Origin of the sequence: Luteolibacter flavescens (assembly GCF_025950085.1) — a bacterium.
Classification (GTDB): Bacteria; Verrucomicrobiota; Verrucomicrobiia; order Verrucomicrobiales; family Akkermansiaceae; genus Haloferula; species Haloferula flavescens.
This window is the reverse complement of the sequence record NZ_JAPDDS010000001.1, coordinates 498,753-516,791: the sequence shown is the minus strand read 5'-3', so window position 1 is coordinate 516,791 and position 18,039 is coordinate 498,753. Positions and strand designations below refer to the sequence as shown.

General features: G+C 62.9%; 18 protein-coding genes. 8 read left to right on the top strand and 10 right to left on the bottom strand.

Going from position 1 to position 18,039, the window contains the following annotated elements; translation table 11 throughout:
* Window positions 1-24 precede the first annotated feature (24 nt).
* Window positions 25-726 carry a GDSL-type esterase/lipase family protein gene (locus tag OKA04_RS02175; protein ID WP_264499476.1) on the top strand — a complete coding sequence of 234 codons (702 nt, stop codon included), beginning with the start codon at window positions 25-27 and terminating at the stop codon, window positions 724-726.
* Window positions 727-795: 69 nt separating this feature from the next.
* On the opposite strand, the gene OKA04_RS02170 is transcribed toward OKA04_RS02175, so the two are convergent.
* The 5 genes from OKA04_RS02170 to OKA04_RS02150 all read right to left on the bottom strand — a co-directional run bounded on the left by OKA04_RS02170 (window position 796) and on the right by OKA04_RS02150 (window position 5,466).
* Entirely contained in the window at window positions 796-1,827 is a 1,032-nt protein-coding gene (locus OKA04_RS02170; RefSeq protein WP_264499475.1) for a hypothetical protein, read from the bottom strand.
* The gene (locus tag OKA04_RS02165) at window positions 1,754-2,479 is read right to left on the bottom strand and encodes a hypothetical protein (protein WP_264499474.1); all 726 of its coding nucleotides are present in this window, start codon (window positions 2,477-2,479) and stop codon (window positions 1,754-1,756) included. Before OKA04_RS02165 ends, OKA04_RS02170 begins: the two co-directional genes overlap by 74 nt.
* On the bottom strand, window positions 2,476-3,204 hold the full coding sequence (locus tag OKA04_RS02160) for an ATP-binding cassette domain-containing protein (protein ID WP_264499473.1): 729 nt from the start codon (window positions 3,202-3,204) through the stop codon (window positions 2,476-2,478). Before OKA04_RS02160 ends, OKA04_RS02165 begins: the two co-directional genes overlap by 4 nt.
* A gap of 115 nt (window positions 3,205-3,319) precedes the next feature.
* Complete coding sequence (locus OKA04_RS02155; protein ID WP_264499472.1) at window positions 3,320-5,041, bottom strand: chloride channel protein; 1,722 nt, start codon at window positions 5,039-5,041, stop codon at window positions 3,320-3,322.
* A complete protein-coding gene (locus OKA04_RS02150) occupies window positions 5,041-5,466 on the bottom strand; it encodes a MarR family winged helix-turn-helix transcriptional regulator (protein WP_264499471.1) in 426 nt (141 codons plus the stop codon). The genes OKA04_RS02155 and OKA04_RS02150 overlap by 1 nt, the downstream gene beginning before the upstream one ends.
* 85 nt (window positions 5,467-5,551) lie before the next feature.
* On the opposite strand from OKA04_RS02150, the gene OKA04_RS02145 reads away from it, so the two are divergent.
* Window positions 5,552-6,220, top strand: coding sequence for an HPP family protein (locus tag OKA04_RS02145; protein WP_264499470.1), 669 nt, complete (start codon window positions 5,552-5,554; stop codon window positions 6,218-6,220).
* 273 nt (window positions 6,221-6,493) lie between these two features.
* Here the strand turns inward: OKA04_RS02145 and OKA04_RS02140 are convergent, their stop codons facing one another.
* The gene (locus OKA04_RS02140) at window positions 6,494-7,150 is read right to left on the bottom strand and encodes an esterase/lipase family protein (RefSeq protein ID WP_264499469.1); all 657 of its coding nucleotides are present in this window, start codon (window positions 7,148-7,150) and stop codon (window positions 6,494-6,496) included.
* 89 nt (window positions 7,151-7,239) lie between these two features.
* Between OKA04_RS02140 and OKA04_RS02135 the strand changes: the two genes are divergently transcribed.
* The 5 genes from OKA04_RS02135 (at window position 7,240) to OKA04_RS02115 (ending at window position 10,886) form a co-directional block, all read left to right on the top strand.
* The gene (locus OKA04_RS02135) at window positions 7,240-7,782 is read left to right on the top strand and encodes a hypothetical protein (protein WP_264499468.1); all 543 of its coding nucleotides are present in this window, start codon (window positions 7,240-7,242) and stop codon (window positions 7,780-7,782) included.
* A complete protein-coding gene (locus OKA04_RS02130; protein ID WP_264499467.1) occupies window positions 7,763-8,158 on the top strand; it encodes a hypothetical protein in 396 nt (131 codons plus the stop codon). The genes OKA04_RS02135 and OKA04_RS02130 overlap by 20 nt, the downstream gene beginning before the upstream one ends.
* 76 nt (window positions 8,159-8,234) lie before the next feature.
* Window positions 8,235-9,818, top strand: a complete 1,584-nt coding sequence (cimA, locus tag OKA04_RS02125; protein ID WP_264499466.1) for a citramalate synthase — start codon at window positions 8,235-8,237, stop codon at window positions 9,816-9,818.
* Window positions 9,819-9,864: 46 nt separating this feature from the next.
* Window positions 9,865-10,443 carry a 3-keto-disaccharide hydrolase gene (locus OKA04_RS02120; RefSeq protein WP_264499465.1) on the top strand — a complete coding sequence of 193 codons (579 nt, stop codon included), beginning with the start codon at window positions 9,865-9,867 and terminating at the stop codon, window positions 10,441-10,443.
* Window positions 10,444-10,493: 50 nt separating this feature from the next.
* Entirely contained in the window at window positions 10,494-10,886 is a 393-nt protein-coding gene (locus tag OKA04_RS02115; protein ID WP_264499464.1) for a hypothetical protein, read from the top strand.
* Window positions 10,887-10,906: 20 nt separating this feature from the next.
* On the opposite strand, the gene OKA04_RS02110 is transcribed toward OKA04_RS02115, so the two are convergent.
* From OKA04_RS02110 to OKA04_RS02100, 3 genes are all read right to left on the bottom strand, one after another.
* Entirely contained in the window at window positions 10,907-12,073 is a 1,167-nt protein-coding gene (locus tag OKA04_RS02110) for a helix-turn-helix transcriptional regulator (RefSeq protein ID WP_264499463.1), read from the bottom strand.
* A 176-nt stretch (window positions 12,074-12,249) separates the two neighbouring features.
* On the bottom strand, window positions 12,250-12,771 hold the full coding sequence (locus OKA04_RS02105; protein ID WP_264499462.1) for a hypothetical protein: 522 nt from the start codon (window positions 12,769-12,771) through the stop codon (window positions 12,250-12,252).
* Window positions 12,772-12,789: 18 nt separating this feature from the next.
* The gene (locus OKA04_RS02100; RefSeq protein WP_264499461.1) at window positions 12,790-13,383 is read right to left on the bottom strand and encodes an OmpH/Skp family outer membrane protein; all 594 of its coding nucleotides are present in this window, start codon (window positions 13,381-13,383) and stop codon (window positions 12,790-12,792) included.
* Between the two features lie 113 nt (window positions 13,384-13,496).
* Here OKA04_RS02100 and OKA04_RS02095 point away from each other — a divergent pair, with 113 nt between their 5' ends.
* On the top strand, window positions 13,497-14,750 hold the full coding sequence (locus OKA04_RS02095) for an NAD(P)/FAD-dependent oxidoreductase (RefSeq protein WP_264499460.1): 1,254 nt from the start codon (window positions 13,497-13,499) through the stop codon (window positions 14,748-14,750).
* 113 nt (window positions 14,751-14,863) lie between these two features.
* On the opposite strand, the gene secA is transcribed toward OKA04_RS02095, so the two are convergent.
* Window positions 14,864-18,031: a preprotein translocase subunit SecA gene (secA, locus tag OKA04_RS02090; protein ID WP_264499459.1), complete on the bottom strand. Its 3,168-nt coding sequence runs from the start codon at window positions 18,029-18,031 to the stop codon at window positions 14,864-14,866.
* Window positions 18,032-18,039 lie beyond the last annotated feature (8 nt).

Here is an 18,039-nt window from a genome sequence, read left to right as displayed (position 1 = left end):
CGTATGGGTAGGTTCCCATACGTTATGAAACTCATCCACCGCGTCCTCGCGCCTCTTTTCGTCATCGGCTCGCTGCAAGCAGCCGCGCCGAAGCCCATCGATCCCGCCGATTACAAGGAGCCCGTGAAGGTAGCCTGCGTGGGCGACAGCATCACGCAGGGCTCCGGCATCGCCGATCCCGCGAGGAATTCCTATCCCGGCCAGCTCCAGAGCTTGTTGGGTGACAAGTGGAAGGTGGGGAACTACGGTGTGAGCGGCCGCACGCTTCTGAAGAAAGGCGACTTCCCTTACTGGAATGAAAAGGCCTACAAGGATGCCCTCGGCTTTTCGCCGGACGTAGTGATCATCATGCTCGGCACGAATGACACGAAGCCGCAGAACTGGAAGCACGAGGCGGAATTCACCGCCGACTACACGGAACTCGTGAAGTCGTTCCAAACGCTGGAAAGCAAGCCGCGCATCTACGTCTGCCGCCCGTGCCCGGTGCCGGAGCCGGGGAACTTCGGCATCAACGAGAAGAACAACAAGGAGTGGATCAAACGCATCGACAAGATGGCGAAGGAGATGGACCTCGGCATCATCGACATGCACAAGGCGCTGGATGACAAGCCGGAACTCCTGCCCGACCGCGTGCATCCGAACTTGGAAGGCGCAGGCGAAATGGCCAAGGCCGCCTACAAGGAACTAACCGGAAAGAAGGCTCCCAAGACCGCGGCCAAGCCGTAAGAAGCAACATCATTCAAGTTTGATCAACCCCACGAAGTCCCAGGCTTCGCGGGGCATTTTTTTGCGACGTCAGGCAGGCATCCTCGGCTTGATGTCGAGCCTCATTCCACTGCAGCGGCGACGGGTTTGCCAGAGGCTGAAGGTGCCCGAGAGAGCCGCGACCGCGATGGTCGTGAAGGCCACGAGCGGCATCTCCTTTCCGATGGCAAAGACAGTCGCGCCACCGGCAATCAAGCTCATCAGCCCCGCGACCAGTGCAGGCAGCACCCGGGTGATGCCATGGCTACGGAATGCAGCACCAGATACCGCGCTGATCATTCGGTGGACCATGGAGAGAGGGAACCACGTTGCGAGGACGAGCCAAGGTACTGAGGCATATGCCATGAGCCAGGAAGACGACACCTCGGGTGAGAGTCCTTTCGCACCGCAGAGGATCGCGATCGTCCAAAGTAGCGCGAACCACGCGCTGCGCAGGGTCCACTCCTTCATCGCGGCGCGCATCCACTCACCGGCAGTCACCGGAAGCACGGCGAACGCCGGGAAGTGTCCGAGATCTGCCGTGTGCATCTGCTCCAGCCACGGCTGAAAACCGGAATCGCGACCTGGCCATCCGGAGTGGACCACAAAAACGGTCAAGGCGACGAATGTCGACAGCATCCAGAATGCCGGGTCTCCTGTCGGCAATCGCTCTTCAAGCCATGGCATCAGCAGCGCCAGCGTCACCATGACGGCAAGCAGTGTGGCGGCCTTCCATGTGCGGGGAAACCAGGCAGCAGCCTGCTCGCTGCCGAGGCAGGAGAGAAAGCGTTCGCGCGGGGTCAGCCAGCGCCATAGCAGGCTATCGAACTTCTGCATGGGTCCACCCGGTAGGAAGCCCGCCATGCCGAACCACGCGTGAGCGACCTGCTGGCGGATGTCCTTCCGCTGCTCCTCATCGGGGAATTCCGGGGCTTCCTCTTCGCTCGCATGCTCGTCGTTCCAAGGGAGGATGCCGGGATGGGAATGCGCTCCCGGGTGCTCTACCGCGTCAGAAGATGCGCCGCGCCGGCCCCACGCCGACTTCCACTCGAACAACGAAATCACCATCGACGAAGTCAGCACGGCCCAATGGATCGCAGGGGCCGGCGAGCAATGCGTAGTGAATGCCCATGGAAAGACCGGCAGCCAGAGCAGCCCGACTCCCTTGGCCAATCGCAGGGACATGTCCGCCCTGGATGATCCCGAACCATCCCGACAACAGGGTGAACGCAATCGTGAGGACGAATGCGGCGAAAAGCACCGCGGAGGAAACCCGCCCTCCGGCGAGGAGGAATCCGCAGGCCATCGACAGCACCGACGCTGCGAGAGCGGTCGGCGCGGTCGCCTCAATCCCGAAGCCCACCGTCGAACACGACATGAACAGGGAGAGAAAAACGATGGCGACGACAGACGGCAGATGCTCGCGCGTCCTCAGCTTCCACGCTATGATCGGAGTGGCCGGAGTCCAATCCACCAGCCAGCCGTGCGCCTCCCATCGGGACCGGACGGATGCGGACAGCAGTGCACCGATCAGCCCGCTCACCGCGCTGACACCGGTGGCCCCTCCGGACTCACCGAAGACCACCTCGCAGCCATGGGCGAGCACCCAACTCAGTGCGAAGAAGAACAGCAGCACGCCGGCGTGGTCGCGCAGCCAGCGCAGGCTGACGCTGCACTTCCGCCACTTGCGAAGCCTCTGGCGCAGTGGCCTTTCCCATGATGGCCGGGAGATCATTGGTGCGCGCCGTGGATGCCGAGTTCGTTGCCCAGTTTGCGGATCAGTTCCTCCGGGTCGGCTTCCGATGTGGGTTCATCGAGGCGGATACCGCCGCTTCCCACCACCACGATGCGGTCGGCAAAGCGTGCGGCCAGCTCGGGGAACTGGGTCGTATAGATGATGCACCGTCCCCGTGCCGCGGCAGCCCGCACAAGCAGGCGGAAGGCTTCCATGCCGCGCGCATCCATGCCGGCGGCGAAGGGCTCGTCGATCAACCAGATCTCAGGATCAGCGCAATGCAGTGCCAGCAGCACCGCCTTGTAGCGTTGACCGCGGGAAAGGGTATCGACGGAGGAAAAAGCCACCTCCAGCAGGCCGAGGCGCTCCAGCCACTCCTCCATGTCGATCGGTGGGGCCGCCTCGATGCCGCGCCAGAGTTCAGAGAAGATCGCCGCATTCCGGATCGTGTCCGCGCCTCCGAAGTGAAAGCCTTCTCCGGGCAGGAACATCATGCGCTGCCGGTGGTCGAGGCGGTTGCGATCGAGCTTCTCCCCGCCGAGGCGGACTTCCCCGCGATCCCAGCCCAGCATTCCCGCCAGGCAGCCGAGCAGGGTGGTCTTGCCCGCGCCGTTCACCCCCAGCGTGGCGACGATCTCCCCGGGCGCGAACGACAGACTCACGTCCCTCAGGACGTGCCTCGATCCGTAGCGCTTACCCAAGCCGTCGGCTTCCAACAAAGGCATGCGCGAGAGACCACGGAGCCCGGGCGTGTGTCAATCGTAGTCATATGTCGGAAAGAGATATGATGTTCTAACAGTGGCCTATCGGAAGTCGATACAACAGGCAGGCGCTTCAAGGTCAGCGCCGCTCGGCATCCAGCCGATGCTTGCGTGCGAGCAATACCTCCCGGCGGCTGACCAGACCCACGAGTCTAGGGGTGTCTCCCCGCTCCACCACGGGCAAGCGGCCGACTCCATGGAGGATCATCCGGTCTGCGGCTTCGGCGAGGGATTCATCCGGATGGATCACCACCGGGCTCTCGATTCCTGCATCAAGGACACTGGCATCCGGCGCAGCTTGTACGGCGGCAAGGACATCGGCGCGGCTGATGATCCCGAGTAGGTGCCCGCTTTCATCCGTGATGGGGATCAGCCGGGCGGCATTCCAGCGGTCTTCCTTGCCGATCATCCGGGCGGCCAGATCTGTCACGGAAGTGGTGGGGGAGATGGTCAGGGGCTCGCGCAGCATCACGTCCGCCACGGAGATGCCAAGCAGGGCGTCCGGCTCGTAGTCCGCGGGGACCCGGACTCCCCTGCGGGCGAGCTTCTCGGTCATCATCGTCTCCCGCATCGCGATCCGCGAGACCAGCACGGCCAGAGCGCAGCCGATGAGCAACGGGCCGAAGGACGAAGTTGAGTGAGTGGCTTCGAAGCCGAAAGCGACCGACGCAAGAAAGGCACGGGAGACGCCTGCAAAGATCGCAGCCATCCCGACCAGTGCCGCCATGCCGATGGGCACTGTTTCAACCCCGGGGATCAGGTGCAGGCCATGCGCGACCAAGGCTCCGGTCACGCCGCCGAGCGTCATCACCGGCGCCAGCGTCCCACCAGCGGTGCCGCTGCCGAGGCAGAGGGTCCACGAGAGGAATTTGAAGAGGGCCAGTGCGGCGATGGCGGAAAGCGCCATCTCGCCGGAGAGCAACGAGCGGAGGTTCTCGTAGCCCGGCCCCAATGTGCGGGGATCCACCCACCCGATGACCCCGACCGCAAGGCCTCCGAGTGCCGGCCACCACATCCACGGGATCGGGAGCTTTTCGTAAAGGTGCTCGATGCCGTGCAGGGCATGGGTGAGCAGCACCGCTGCGATGCCGGCCGCGATCCCGACCGCCACGGAGGCGATGCTGAGCATCGGGCCGGGGGGCTCGCCGGATGCCAGCGGGAGCATGGGGAACGGCTCCCCAAAGCAAGCACGCACTGCCATGGCTGCTCCCGCGGCAAGTGCCACCGGGATGAGGCTGCGGCTGCGGAATTCAAAGAGGAGCAACTCCAGCGAAAGCAGCACCGCGGCCAGCGGCGTGCCAAAGACCGCCGCCATCCCCGCCGTGGCACCGGCTGCCAGCAGGATCTTCCGCTCCGAGGTGCTGCAAGGGATCGCCTGTCCGAGCAAGGAACCCACTGCTCCGCCGGTGGCGATGATCGGGCCCTCGGCACCGAAAGGCCCTCCCGTGCCGATGGAGACCGCGGTCGAGAGCGGCTTGAGCAGGGCGACCTTCAGGGGGATACGGCTCTGTCCCGTCATCACGCCCTGCATCGCCTCGGGGATGCCGTGTCCGCGGACTTCCGGGCATACGAAGCGGGCGATCCAGCCGATGAAAAGGCCGCCTGCCGCAGGCACCAGGATAGCCCACGCGCCGAATGTCGTGAAGTCCGGCACGGCCTCGTGGGCACTGGCTCTGCCGTGAAAGCAGAGGTTCGTGATCAGCCAGATGAGCTTCAGCAGGCCGATGCCTGCGACAGCTACGATCACCCCGACGACGATCGCGAGCAGCGGCAGACGCAGGGATTCAGCAGATGATTTCATCACGTATCCGCAGGTTCCAGACTGTGGAGCAGGGCCACGATCTCCGGACTGAGTTGTTTGAGCTCGGCGCGATGGACATGGGTGAGCACCTCGAGCTTTGCTTCGCCCGTGGCGGAAAGGCGTAGCAAGACCGAGCGTCCGTCGTCCGGAGAGGTCTGCCGGGTGATCAGGTCGGCGCTTTCCAGACGCTGCGCCAGCTCGACCGCCGTATTGTGCCGGACCCGCAGTCGTTCGGAGAGTCTGCCCACCGAGGCGACCGCGCCGGGACTCGAGCGGATCACCAGCAGGGCCTGGTGCTGTTGGGGCGTCAGTCCCTCACCTGCGGCAGCGGCTTCGCTGAATTCCAGGAAGCAACGCAGAGCGTAACGAAAGTCCCCCAAGCGGGCATAGTCCGCATCGGAGAGCTTGGCCGGGTGGTTTTGCATCCGGTGCTTGATTTATATCGTAATACGATACAAGCAAGTGCGGAGTCGGATTGGCACCGGCAGGATTTTACGTATGAGGTCTCCGATGAACTGGCTTGGCATCGAGCTGAATGTGGTCAGCAAGCGCGAGAAGTTGATCTCCGCCGTGGGAGGCTTGCTTGCCATCCTGCTGCTGATGGTGATCAGCCGCGACGGAATGCACTTGCCTTACAATGTCGGCCTGGTCGCCTCGATGGGGGCGAGCGCCGTCCTGTTGTTTGCGGTGCCGCACGGCCAGCTTTCGCAGCCATGGCCCGTGCTGGGCGGACATTGCCTCGCTGCGACCATCGGCGTGGCCTGTGCGAAATGGATCGGCCCGACCGAGTGGGCAGGCGCGTGTGCCGTGGCGCTCTCCATCGCGGTGATGCATCAGCTCAAGTGCATCCATCCTCCCGGCGGCGCCACCGCCCTCACCGCCGTATTGGGTGGCCCGGCAGTGCGGGATCTGGGCTTCCACTTCGTCTATTGCCCGGTATTCGCGAATTGTCTGGTGATGATAGGCACCGCGGTTGCCTTCAATGCCTTCTTTGGCTGGCGCCGCTATCCCGCGGCATGGAACCGCAGGGCCATGCCGGTGCCCGAGGAAAAGGCACCTTCCCATGAGGATATTGTTACAGCCCTTCGTCAGCTCGACTCGTTTGTGGATATATCGGAAGACGATCTCGTGCGGCTGGTGCAGTTGATCCGTAGTGGAGGAAAGCGCCCGTCATCATAAGTCCGGGGTCGCGGCTTTGCGGACAGTCAGCAGAATCGCGTAGGGCGGCTCAAAATAAGGATAAACAAAGAGCCCGCTGTGCCAATTCTGGGGAGAGAGGCAATCAGCGGGTCGGTCTGGGGACCTATTTTTATCCGGGGGGTATTTCCTGTCGGGGGGATGCCGTCTTGGGGGGAGACGGTTGCAAGTTAGGCCTTCGGGGGATCGGCGTCGCTTACGTGAGTCATCATGTCCGATTTTCCCCCGTTCACCATTACGCTTTCGCGGACCACGTCATCGCGGAGGTGAGAGTCTTGATACGATGTCCCGGCGGACCCTTGGCGAATAGGTCATCATGGGGTGGAGCGGGCAGGGGATGCAGAGATTCTCCGCGCGATCCCACTCGGAACTGGTCGTCGGCAGGATCACGAGATCCGCCGGAGTGCGGTAGGAGACCACCGGCATCTTGCCCAAGCGGTCCTCGGTGGCGGCCAGCCGGGTGAGAAATTCGCTACCGGGACGCATCTGGCGTGCTCCCTCGCCGTAGAAAAGGTGTGCCATCTTCGTGCCGTGGTGCGGGGTGGAGATGGAGAAAAAGCCATCGCAGCGCTGTGCCCCGCCGAGCTCCTGCAGGTAATAACGGCTGATGAGGCCGCCCATGCTGAAGCCGATCACCACGACGCGTTCGTTTCCAAAGCGTTGATTAATTTCTTTCTTCAATTGCTCGGCCATCACCGGCAGACCGTCCCGACCGTCGGCGGGCTTCAGCGACGGCACCAGACATTCCACGCCGAGCTTCTCCAAGTCATTCCGCAGGAAGCCAAAACACCGCCAGTCATTCTGGAAAATACCGTGGACCAATACCACACGGCGGGCGGGGATAGCGGGGGACTCACCGGCCCGCGCGACAGTCATGGAAAGGAGGGAAACAGCCACCAATTTGCGGAGCATGACCAGAATATGGCACGGACTATCTGGATAAGGAAGCAGTAAACCGTCCTTGCGCGTGTCCGTTCGCTCGCTCACTTTCGCCGGACTCTATGGATACGATCCCGTCCGAAACGCTCGCCAAAATCCTCGAACTCCGCCAAGCCAATGGTCTCGAAGCGACCGAAGCAGCCGTGTATGCCGACTTGGAGAAGTCGAAGTGCAAGTGGACATTGGTCGATACGCCGCGCTATCGCCGCGCCGGTTCTTCTCCGCTCTGGATTTCCGGCAAGTATCTCTCGTCCTACGGCACCTGCCCGGCCTCGGGTGAAGCCGATCAAGGCCGCGTCGGAGCCGTGGCAAAGGCACCACGCGCCGCCTCTGCTCCGAAGGCAGCCGCTCCTGCTGCTTCCAAGATCGACGAGGCCGCCTTTTACAAGGTTTTGCACGGCAAGGGCTTCCCGGTGAAAATCAGCCAGAACCTCCTCACCGGTGAAATCGAGACCCAGATCCCGGACTCGATCTCGAAGCTGGAACTCCAGTTCAGCAGCATCCCGACGAATGCCTCGGCCATCCACGTCACCCAGACTTCCCCGCAGATCCAGGTGTCGATGACGCTCGAGAAGTTCCTCGAGCTTGCAGGCATCCGCGCCTGATAGCCTTGTGATTTCCACCGGCGCCCGTCGAGACAGCCTCGACGGGCGCTGTTTTTTTGGGTTCATCAGGGCAGCCATGGACTTCGAAGAGGCGGACTATTTCGTGCTCAAGCACCGCCGTATCCACCGTGCGGCGTCCGCGGTCTTTGCGGGCATTATCGCCCTCGCTTTTCTGATCGGCCCGAATGGAAGTGCGCCGAAATCGGCAGCGGCCCTGATTTTCCCGCTCGCCGCGATTTGGTTCGCGGACGAACTCTCGGATGATGCCGGTAGCTCCAGCGGTTGGCTGGATGGCAGGCAGCGGGCGCTGGTTTTCCGCTGGGTCGGCTGGTTCGGCCTCGGTGCCTTCGCATTTCTGGCGGGCTCCCGATTCTGAGTCGGTTCCGGATCTGCTGTCCCGATTGCTTGTTGCCCGCATTCGCGCCGGGCCGTAGCTTCCGCGCCCCGCACTCATGAGTGTCCTTTCCGACAAGCCGGTCCGCCTCTATGATACCACCCTGCGCGACGGCACGCAGGGCGAGGGTTTCCAGCTCTCGCTGCTCGACAAGCTGCGAATTTCCGAGCGCCTCGACGCATTCGGCATCGACTACATTGAAGGCGGTTGGCCGGGCTCGAACCCGAAGGACGTCGAGTTTTTCCAAGAGGCGAAGAAGCTGAAGCTGAGCCACGCGAAGCTCGCGGCATTCGGGTCCACACGGCGCGCCGGCATCCCGGTCGAGCAGGACCCGCAGGTGAAGCTCCTGCTGGATGCCGAGACCCCGGTCGTCACGATCTTTGGCAAGAGCTGGGAGATGCAGGTCACCGAGGTGCTGCGCACCACGCCGGAGGAAAACCGCGCGATGATCCGCGACACCGTGGCCTACCTGAAGCAGCACGGCCGCGAGGTCGTGTATGATGCGGAACACTTTTTCGACGGCTACAAGGACTCCCCCGGACACGCCTTGGGATCGCTGCAGGCCGCGGCTGAAGGCGGTGCCGACTGCCTCGTCCTCTGCGACACGAATGGCGGCACATTGCCCGAGGAGGTGATGGAGATCTGCCAGATCGTGCGTGCCCGCATTCCCCAGGTCCCGGTGGGTATTCATACCCACAATGACTGTGAACTCGCGGTGGCCAATGCCATCGCCGCCGTGAAGGGCGGTGCCGTGCAGGTGCAGGGCACGATCAATGGCTACGGGGAGCGCACCGGAAACTGCAACCTCACCTCGGTGATCCCCATCCTCCAGCTCAAGATGGATCTGCAGGTGGTGCCGGATCTCACGAAACTCCGGGAACTGTCGTACTTCGTGGACGATGTCTCGAACAACCCGCACTTCGCCCGCGCGGCATTCGTCGGGCGCACGGCCTTCGCCCACAAGGGCGGCATGCACGTGAATGCGGTCCAGAAACTCGCCCGCAGCTACGAGCACATCGAGCCGCAGGCCGTGGGCAACGAGCAAAACATCCTCGTCTCCGAACTCAGCGGCCAATCGAACATCCTGATCAAGGCCGAGCAAATGGGCATCCCGCTCGACAAGGGTTCGGCCGAGGCAAAGGCGGTGCTCCAGCGGGTGAAGGAGCTAGAGAACGAGGGCTATGCCTTCGAAGCGGCCGGCGGATCGCTGGATCTCCTGATCCGCCGCGAACTGGGGCGCTATGAGAAGCCCTTCGATCTGAAGGAATTCCACACCAGCTTCCGCCAGTATCGCGACGGCCACGAGCCGGTCTGCGAGGCCACCGTGAAGCTCTATGTCGGCGAGGTGCCGAAATACACGGTCGCCGAAGGCCACGGTGTGGTGAACGCGCTAGACAAGGCCTTGCGCGAGGCCTTGGCCCCTTTCTACCCGGAGATCGCGAATGTGTCGCTGGTGGACTACAAGGTCCGCATCATCGATGGTCACGATGCCACGGCCGCGAAGACCCGCGTGCTCATCGTTTCCTCGGATGGCACGGAAAACTGGGGGACCGTCGGCGTATCGGAAAACATCATCGAGGCTTCGTGGATCGCGCTGGTGGACGGCATCGACCTCTTCCTCCAGCGCCGTCGGGGGAATTGAATGCAAAGAATGGGAAAGACCATGCTTCCGCCGACGTATGCGGAACATGAAATCCCATTTTCTCTCTGCCATCCTGCTGCTGACGGGCATCGCCTCCGGTGAACCGGAAAAGCTCTTCAGCAGCGGGAATCTCGACGGATGGAAGACCCAGGGAGCATCCTACTGGAGCATCGCCGACGGTGTCCTGACCGGCGAGAGCGACGACAAGAAGCAGAACTCGGTGCTCTGGTCGGAGAAGACCTACAAGGACTTCACCGTGGAGCTGGAGTTTCGCTACTCCGGAGACATCGATTCCGGAATTTTTCTCCGCCACGAGAACGAGCAGATTCAGATCGGCGTGTCCCGCTCGCTGAAGCGTGACATGACCGGGTCCCCCTACATCGGCAGCAAGCGCGGCTATCCGCAGGAGGCCAGCGGGGTGAAGGAGGTGCTGAAAGAAGGCGAGTGGAATCGGATGAAGGTGGTCACCAAGGGCAATACCTACACAGTCATGCTGAATGGAAAGCAGGTCATCGAATACGTGTCCGACACGGCCAAGGAGTCCGGCCCGATCGGCTTCCAAGTGCACCCCGGAGTGAAGATGAAAATCGAGTTCCGCGATGTGACGGTCACCCCGTTGGACTGACGGAAGCATCGCTGGCCAAGGCACCGGATGCGTGTCATTTTCCCTGAGCCATGAAACCGATTTTTTACGCCCTGCCGCTTCTGCTGGTCCTGCCGTCGTGCAAGGATGAGTCCTCTGCAACCGCGCCCAAAGCGGTCGAAGTGAAGGACGAAGTGGTGATCGTGGACCCACTCCCGGCAGATGCAGCCCCGGTCATCATTGATGAAAATGGGGTGGAGGTCATCGACCCAGCCGGGAAGACCCCGGGCCAGCACCTCGACCATGCCCTTCAGAAGACGGGCGAAGGTCTCCAGACCGCTGGTGAACACACTGAGCACGGGATCAAGGTGGCCCGTGAAAAAACCGAGGCGGGAATCAATACCGCCGCGGAAAAGACCGGCGAATTCCTGCAGCGCGTGGGCGAGAGGATCGAGGAAGCCGGTCAAAGGGCGGAAGAGCCCTGAGACCGGACGATCTCGTCTTCTCAAGCCATCAGCTCCGCGGTGACCACGGCCAATGCGTGGTCATCGGGAGTGCGGAAGTAGCGCTCCTTGCCGGAGACCGGCACGCGGACGATCCAGCAACTTCCGCCGGTATCGCGGTTCACGAAGACCATGCCGCCACGCTCAAGCACGTCGATGCGCGCGCGCTTGCCCTGCGGGGTGACCCAGAAGAGCTCGACGATGTCGTGCAGGGCATTCGCCACCACCACGGTGTGCGGCTCTCCCTCGTGATCCTCGTCCGGGCTGGAGGCGACGCTGCCGGTCGGCAGCCACTCGACCTCCGTCCGCTCGGAGACCTGGCAGAGCTGGACCAGCTCCGCATCACTGAGAGCGGCCTGGTTCCAAGCCTTGCGAAACTGGAGCGGAGTCCAACCGAAGGCCTTGTTGAAGGAGCGGATGAATTGCTCGCGGCTGTTGAAGCCGGACGCGCGGGCCACCTCCATGACCGACTGGCCGCTGCGCATCAGGAGCGCGCGTGCGAGCGTCAGGCGGTGCATCGTGAGGTGCTCGGCGAATCCTGCTCCGGTCGTTTCCTTGAGGATGCGGATGAGTTGGCGCGGGCTCTTGTCGAAGCGCTTCGCGGCGTCGCCGAGCTTCACGGATTTCTCCAAGTTCGGCCGCAGCCATTCGTGGAGCTGGGTGACCAGTTGGTCCTTCCGCGGGGAGCGACGGGCACCCCGGTCCGGGGCGCTTGCAGAGGCCGCTGCCTCACGGGTGAGGGCGGCGAGCTTCATCGCGGCGGACACGATGATAAGGTCGCGCGACCAGCGTTCGCCCCCTTGGCCCTGCATGGCGGACTGAGCCTCCGAGGTGAGCTCGCCGATCTGTTGGTAGATCGCGGGCTCGACGGCTCCGATGACCATGGGCTCGCGCCCTGGCAGTTTCAGCCGGATGGTGCCGAGGCCCGGTTCGATCGCGAGCAGATGGCCCGGGCCGCTGGCGATGCGGCCTTCCTGCTGCGTCCAAAACGACACTTTTACCGGGCCCAGCCCGTATTCCCAGCGGTAGATGAATGCCGGGCCGTGAACGGTGATTGCACCGTTGGCAGATGACTCTATCTGGGTCACCCGCCATGCTTGCAGCTCGGCCCATTGCGGGCCGGCAGCATCCAGGACGTTGAGGATATCTTGATCAGAACTGTGAGGCATTTCAGTCCGCTGTTAAGGGAGGGGTTATGACGAGCTGACTCAGAGACAACAATTCTGGCTTCCGATGGCAACTGCCCGGAAGGACATATTTCGCACTTTTCATCCGACAAGCGGATTCCGCGCCCGGAGCGGCACGGAATGCTTGTTTTCCTGTCAACTCGCTGAACAGCGGACGCTCAGGCCTCTTGTTCGCCGGTGCCGGCAGCGGTGGGATGGCCGGCCATGCCGATGCCGGGAATGACACGGCGAACCAGTTTTTTCAGACCGCTCTCGCTGGCTTCCACCTCGCCCTCTGCCTGGCGGAGAGCCTTCTCCCAAGCAGGAGCGAAGCCCGGTGCCTGCTCGCGCATCAGGCGCACGGCATTCTCGGTGATCTGGGCGTGGCGGAGTTCCGCCTTGCCCGGCTTCGCCTGGAGCGAGGCGAGACTCACGCGCAGGTTTTCATTCTGGCGGCGCAGCTCTTCCAGCTCGCGCTGCAGGGTGTCGTTGCCCTGCGCGTTGATCTTGAGCTGGGTGTTGAGGTGGCTCTGGAGTTCCCGCAGCTCGTTCTCGAGCTTCCGGATGTCCCGTCCGAGCACCCTGCGGGCGGTGAAACCGGACTTCCAGGTGAAGAAGACGGCAGCGAGGGCGACGATGAGGCCAATGAGAAGGCCGAAGACGAGCGGATGCTCCTTGTACAGGTTATTGATGAATTCCATGGGGAAAGGGGCGTTGTATTATTGGGCTGCCGGTGGATTGGGCGCTGGTGTTGGTGCCGGTGGTTCGGAGGCGAGGATGGCAAGCACCCGGTCCGTCAGGTCGTTCTGGTTCTTCGCGTAGAGGATGAGAGGCACGCCGGTGTTCGAGTTGCCGGACGTGTCCAGCACCCAGTCGTATCCTTCTTCCTTGGCTAGTTTGTTGGCAGCTTCACGGATCTGGGCAAGTCGCTGTTTCATTCCGGCGACCATCTCGCCGTCGATTTCGCGCATCCGCTCGGAACGGAAGCTCTCGAAGTCATCCCATACGGATTTCGCTTCCTGGAGTTTCACGGTGTATTCGCGCATCAGGCGCTTCCGTGCCTCCGGATCGATCTTTCCGGCACTCTCCTCGAGCGCCTTCCTCCGCAGTTGGAGGTCGGCGTAGAGCTCGTTGTAGGTTGCCAGACGGCTGTCCCGATTGATCTCGGCCTTCCGGGCATTGGTCTGCTCGTTTGCCAAGAGGGTGCTGTCGAGATTCATCAGGACCTCGTGGACCTTCACCACGGCGACCCGCGGCGCCTGGGCATCAGCCGCGGCGACGGAGAGGGCGAGGGCTACGGCGGCTCTGATCATGTTTCGCGCGAATCATGTACGCGCTTCGGGTGGCTGTCCAGCGCCCCGCCCGTGGAGGATTTCGCGAGCGTTTCCTCAAGACTCAGGCAAGACGGGCGCGCTATTTTTGGAATGTGACGCATGACAAAAAGCGGGTGGTCGTTCTCGGCGGTGGTGTGATCGGACTTTGCTCCGCGTACTATGCGCTGAAACGAGGCCTGCCGGTCACCGTCATCGAGCGTGAAGCTGCGGGCGGGGACAATTGCTCGATGGGGAATGCCGGCATGATTGTGCCGAGCCACTTCATCCCGCTGGCCGCCCCCGGCATGATTTCCAAGGGCTTGCGCTGGATGTTCAATGCCGAGAGCCCTTTCTACATCCGGCCCCGGCTCGATCCCGCGCTGGTCCGCTGGGCGTGGCTCTTCTACCGCCACTCGAACGAGCGACACGTGGAAGAATCTCGCAAATTGCTCCGCGATCTGAACCTGGAAAGCCGCCGCCTTTTCGCAGAGCTTTCCGAGGAAGACGACTTCGGCCTCGTGAAGCGAGGCATGCTGATGCTTTGTAAGACCGCCAAGGGCCTCGACGAGGAATCCGCCGTGGCTGTCGCCGCCCGTGAAATCGGCATCCAGGCCGAGGTGCTGAATGCCGCCGCCACCGCGAAGCTCGATCCGGGGATCACGATGGACGTGACCGGCTCGGTGCATTTCCCGCAGGACTGCCATCTCGATCCGGCCCGCTTCATGTCAGCCATGCGGCGGCGCGTGCTCGCGCTGGGCGGTGAGATCCGTAGCGGCGTGGAGATCGACACCATCGAGTCACGCGATGGCAAGGTGGTCGCGCTGAGCGGCGGCGGGCAGCGTTTCACGGGAGATCAATTCGTGCTCGCCTGTGGATCGTGGAGCGCTGAATTGCTGCGGCAGACCGGCCTCAAGCTGCCGCTGCAGGCAGGGAAGGGCTACTCGCTCACCCTGCCGGAGCCACCGGAACTGCCGGAGTGCTGCTCGATTTTCGTCGAGGCCAAGGTGGCGATCACCCCGATGGGCGGCAGCCTGCGCTTCGCCGGGACGATGGAAGTCGGAGGGCTGGACCTGACCGTCGATCCCGCCCGGGTGCGCGGCATCGTGAAATCGGTGAACGGCTACTTCCCGAAATTCTCGGAGCGGAATTTCGAGGGGGTGAAGCCGTGGGCGGGCCTGCGCCCGGTATCGCCGGACGGGCTGCCTTACCTCGGGCCAGCGCCGCGATTCCCAAATCTGATCGTCGCTACCGGGCATGCGATGATGGGGCTGAGCCTCGGCCCTGTCTCCGGTCGCGTCGTGGCCGACATGCTGACCCACGAGAAGCCATTCCGCCCGGTCGAGCAGATGGCAGCGGGGAGATTCTGATCCACTGGCTAATTGCTCTTCTGTCGGAACGGGCCAGTGGCCACGCGCTCCTAGGAAAAGAAAAGGCCGGGGCGTTTCCGCTCCGGCCTTCTTTGGATCTTTGTTTGCAGGTCTCAGGCCTCCTTGCCGCAGCACTGCTTGAACTTCTTGCCTGAGCCACAGGGGCAGGGGGCATTGCGGTTCGTGGATTCGCTGGAGGTGTCGCCGATGTTGAAGCTCGGCGGGCGGCGCTTCGGCAGGTTGATCTTGATCTCGCCGGAGTCGCTTTCCTGGAAGAGCGCGGTGCTGCGGGAGCCGGGCTCCTCGCCGCCTTGAAGCTGCTGCGGGATGCCGTGGAGCTGGCGGAGGATGCCTTCGAGGTTTCCGGCGGAGCGGAAGAGATTCTGCAGCGCCTCCAGCTCGATGCTCGCCATGAGCTGCGAGAAGAGTTCGTAGGCTTCCACCTTGTACTCGACCAGCGGGTCCTTCTGGCCCTGGGCGCGGAGGTGAACGCCCTCGCGCAGCGCATCCATGTTGTAAAGGTGCGCCTGCCACTGGCGGTCGATCGCGGCGAGCATCATGCGGCGCTCCTCTTGCTCGAGGATTTCCGGAGGAAGACCGTCCACACGATGGGCGTAGGCTTCCTTCACGCGGGAAATCAGCATCTCCGAAATCTCTTCGGCAGTCTTGCCGACAGACACGAGATCGGCGGCGGTGAAGGGGATCGGCAGGGTGGAGTTCACCCAATGCAGCAGCTCGTTGTAGTCCGGATTCGCCTCGTCGCGGTCGGCGAGGAAGCTCTCGACCTTCTGCGGGATGACCTTCTCGATGATCTCGTTGACCAGGTCACGGGGTTCCTCGGTGGTGAGCACTTCATTGCGATAGCCGTAAACGACCTCGCGCTGCTTGTTCATCACGTCGTCGAATTCAAGGACGCGCTTGCGCCATGTGTAGTTGCGCTGCTCGACGCGCTTCTGGGCGGTCTCCACCGACTTGTTCAGCCAGGAGTGCTCCAGTGCCTCGCCTTCCTGCATGCCGAAGCGCTCCATCATGGAGGTCATGCGGTCGGCCGCGGCGAAGTTCCGCATGAGATCGTCTTCGAAGGAGATGAAGAACTGGCTCAGGCCCGGGTCACCCTGACGAGCGCAGCGACCGCGGAGCTGGCGGTCCACACGGCGGGACTCGTAGCGCTCCGTGCCCATGACGAAGAGGCCGCCCAGCTCGGAGACGCCTTCGCCCAGCTTGATGTCGGTGCCGCGGCCCGCCATGTTGGTCGAGATGGTCACCGCGCCGCGCTGGCCGGCATTGGCGACGATCTCCGCCTCCTGCATGTGGAACTTGGCGTTCAGCACCGTGTGCGGGATCTTGCTGCGCTTCAGCATGCGCGAGACCGTCTCGGAAGCATCGACGGATGCCGTGCCGACAAGGACCGGCTGGCCCTTGGCATGGGCGTCCTCGATCTTCTTGATCACCGCGTTGTACTTCTCGCGGCGGGTCTTGAAGACCTGGTCGTTCTCGTCCTTGCGGCGGTTCGGCCGGTTGGCCGGGATGGGCAGCACGTCGAGCTTGTAGATGTCGGAGAACTCGGCGGCTTCCGTTTCCGCGGTGCCCGTCATGCCCGCCAGCTTCTCATAGAGGCGGAAGTAGTTCTGGATCGTGATGGTGGCGAAGGTCTGCGTCTCCTTCTCGATGGCAACGCCTTCCTTGGCCTCGACGGCCTGGTGCAGGCCATCCGACCAGCGGCGGCCGGCCATCTTGCGACCGGTGTTTTCATCGACGATGACGACCTTGCCTTCCTCGACCACGTATTGGACGTCCTTTTCATAGACGCAGTAGGCCTTCACGAGCTGGGAGATGTTGTGCATCTTCTCCGCCTGCGAATCCAGCTTCTGCTGGGCCGCTTCTTTCCGGGCGGCACGCTCGTCGTCGGTGAGGGACGTATTTGTATCGATGTCGGCGAAGAGAGTGCCGATGTCGGGGAGCACGAATGCCTCCGGATCATCCGGGGAAAGGAACTGGCGGCCCTTCTCCATGAGGTCGGAGTCGTGGCTTTTCTCGTCGATGGTGAAGTAGAGCTCTTCCTTGACGGCGAAGAGTTCCTTCTTCTGGGCGTCCTGGTAGAAGGACAGCTCGGTCTTCTCGATCAGGCGGCGCAGGTCCGGCTCCTGCATCATGCGCATGAGCTGGCGGTTGCGCGGCTGGCCGAGCTTCACCTTGAAGAGCGCGCGCCCGGCGGTCTCGAGGTCACCGGCTTCGTGAGCCTTCTTGGCCTCTGCCATCAGCTCGTTACAGAGGACGATCTGGGCCTTCACAATCTGTTCGACCAGCGGCTTGTACTTGTCGAACTGGTGGCTGGAGACAGAGGACGGGCCGGAGATGATGAGCGGCGTCCGGGCCTCGTCGATGAGGATCGAGTCCACTTCGTCGATGATCGCGAAGTAGTGGCCGTGCTGGACCTGCTCGTCCTTGGTGGACGCCATGCCATTGTCGCGCAGGTAGTCGAAGCCGAATTCCGAATTCGTTCCGTAGGTGATGTCGCAGCCGTAGTGCTCGCGACGCTCCCACGGGGGCATCTGGTTCTGGATGCATCCGACGGTGAGGCCGAGATACTTGAAGAGGGATCCCATCCAGTCCGAGTCACGACCGGCGAGGTAGTCATTGACCGTGATGACGTGGACGCCGAGGCCGGTCAGCGCGTTGAGGTAGACAGGCAGCGTGGCGACGAGGGTCTTGCCTTCACCCGTCATCATTTCCGCGATCATCCCGCGGTGCAGGGCGATGCCACCGACGAGCTGGGTATCGAAGTGGACCATTTCCCACTTCAGCGGCTGGTCGCGGACCGTGATGGTGCTGCCACACATTCGGCGTGCGCCGTTTTTCACAACGGCGTAGGCCTCGGGCAGGATCTTCTCCAGGTAGGCGGCGCGGAGCTTGATGAAGTTGCTCTCGACCTCGTGGAAGGCGGTCTTGGCGGCCTCGATCGATTCGGCGGTGGCTTCGACCTTGGTCGAGAGGTTCGGGAAATCTTCCCGCAGCAGCGTCAGGCGGCCGTTCATGTAAGCGGCGGCCTCGGCCAATCCCTCGGCATCCATGCGCTGGAGCTGCGGCTTGGTGGCCACTTTCAGGCTGTGGTAGCGGGACAGATGGTCCTGCCACATGGTGGTCATTTCACGCAGCTTTTCCTCGGGCTCCCGCTGCAGGGCTTCCTCGATTTCCTTGATGCGCTCGACGGTCGGGCGGATCCGGCGCAATTCGCGCTGGTTCTTCGAGCCGACGATTTTCTGAAGGATCCACTTGATCATTTGAAGGG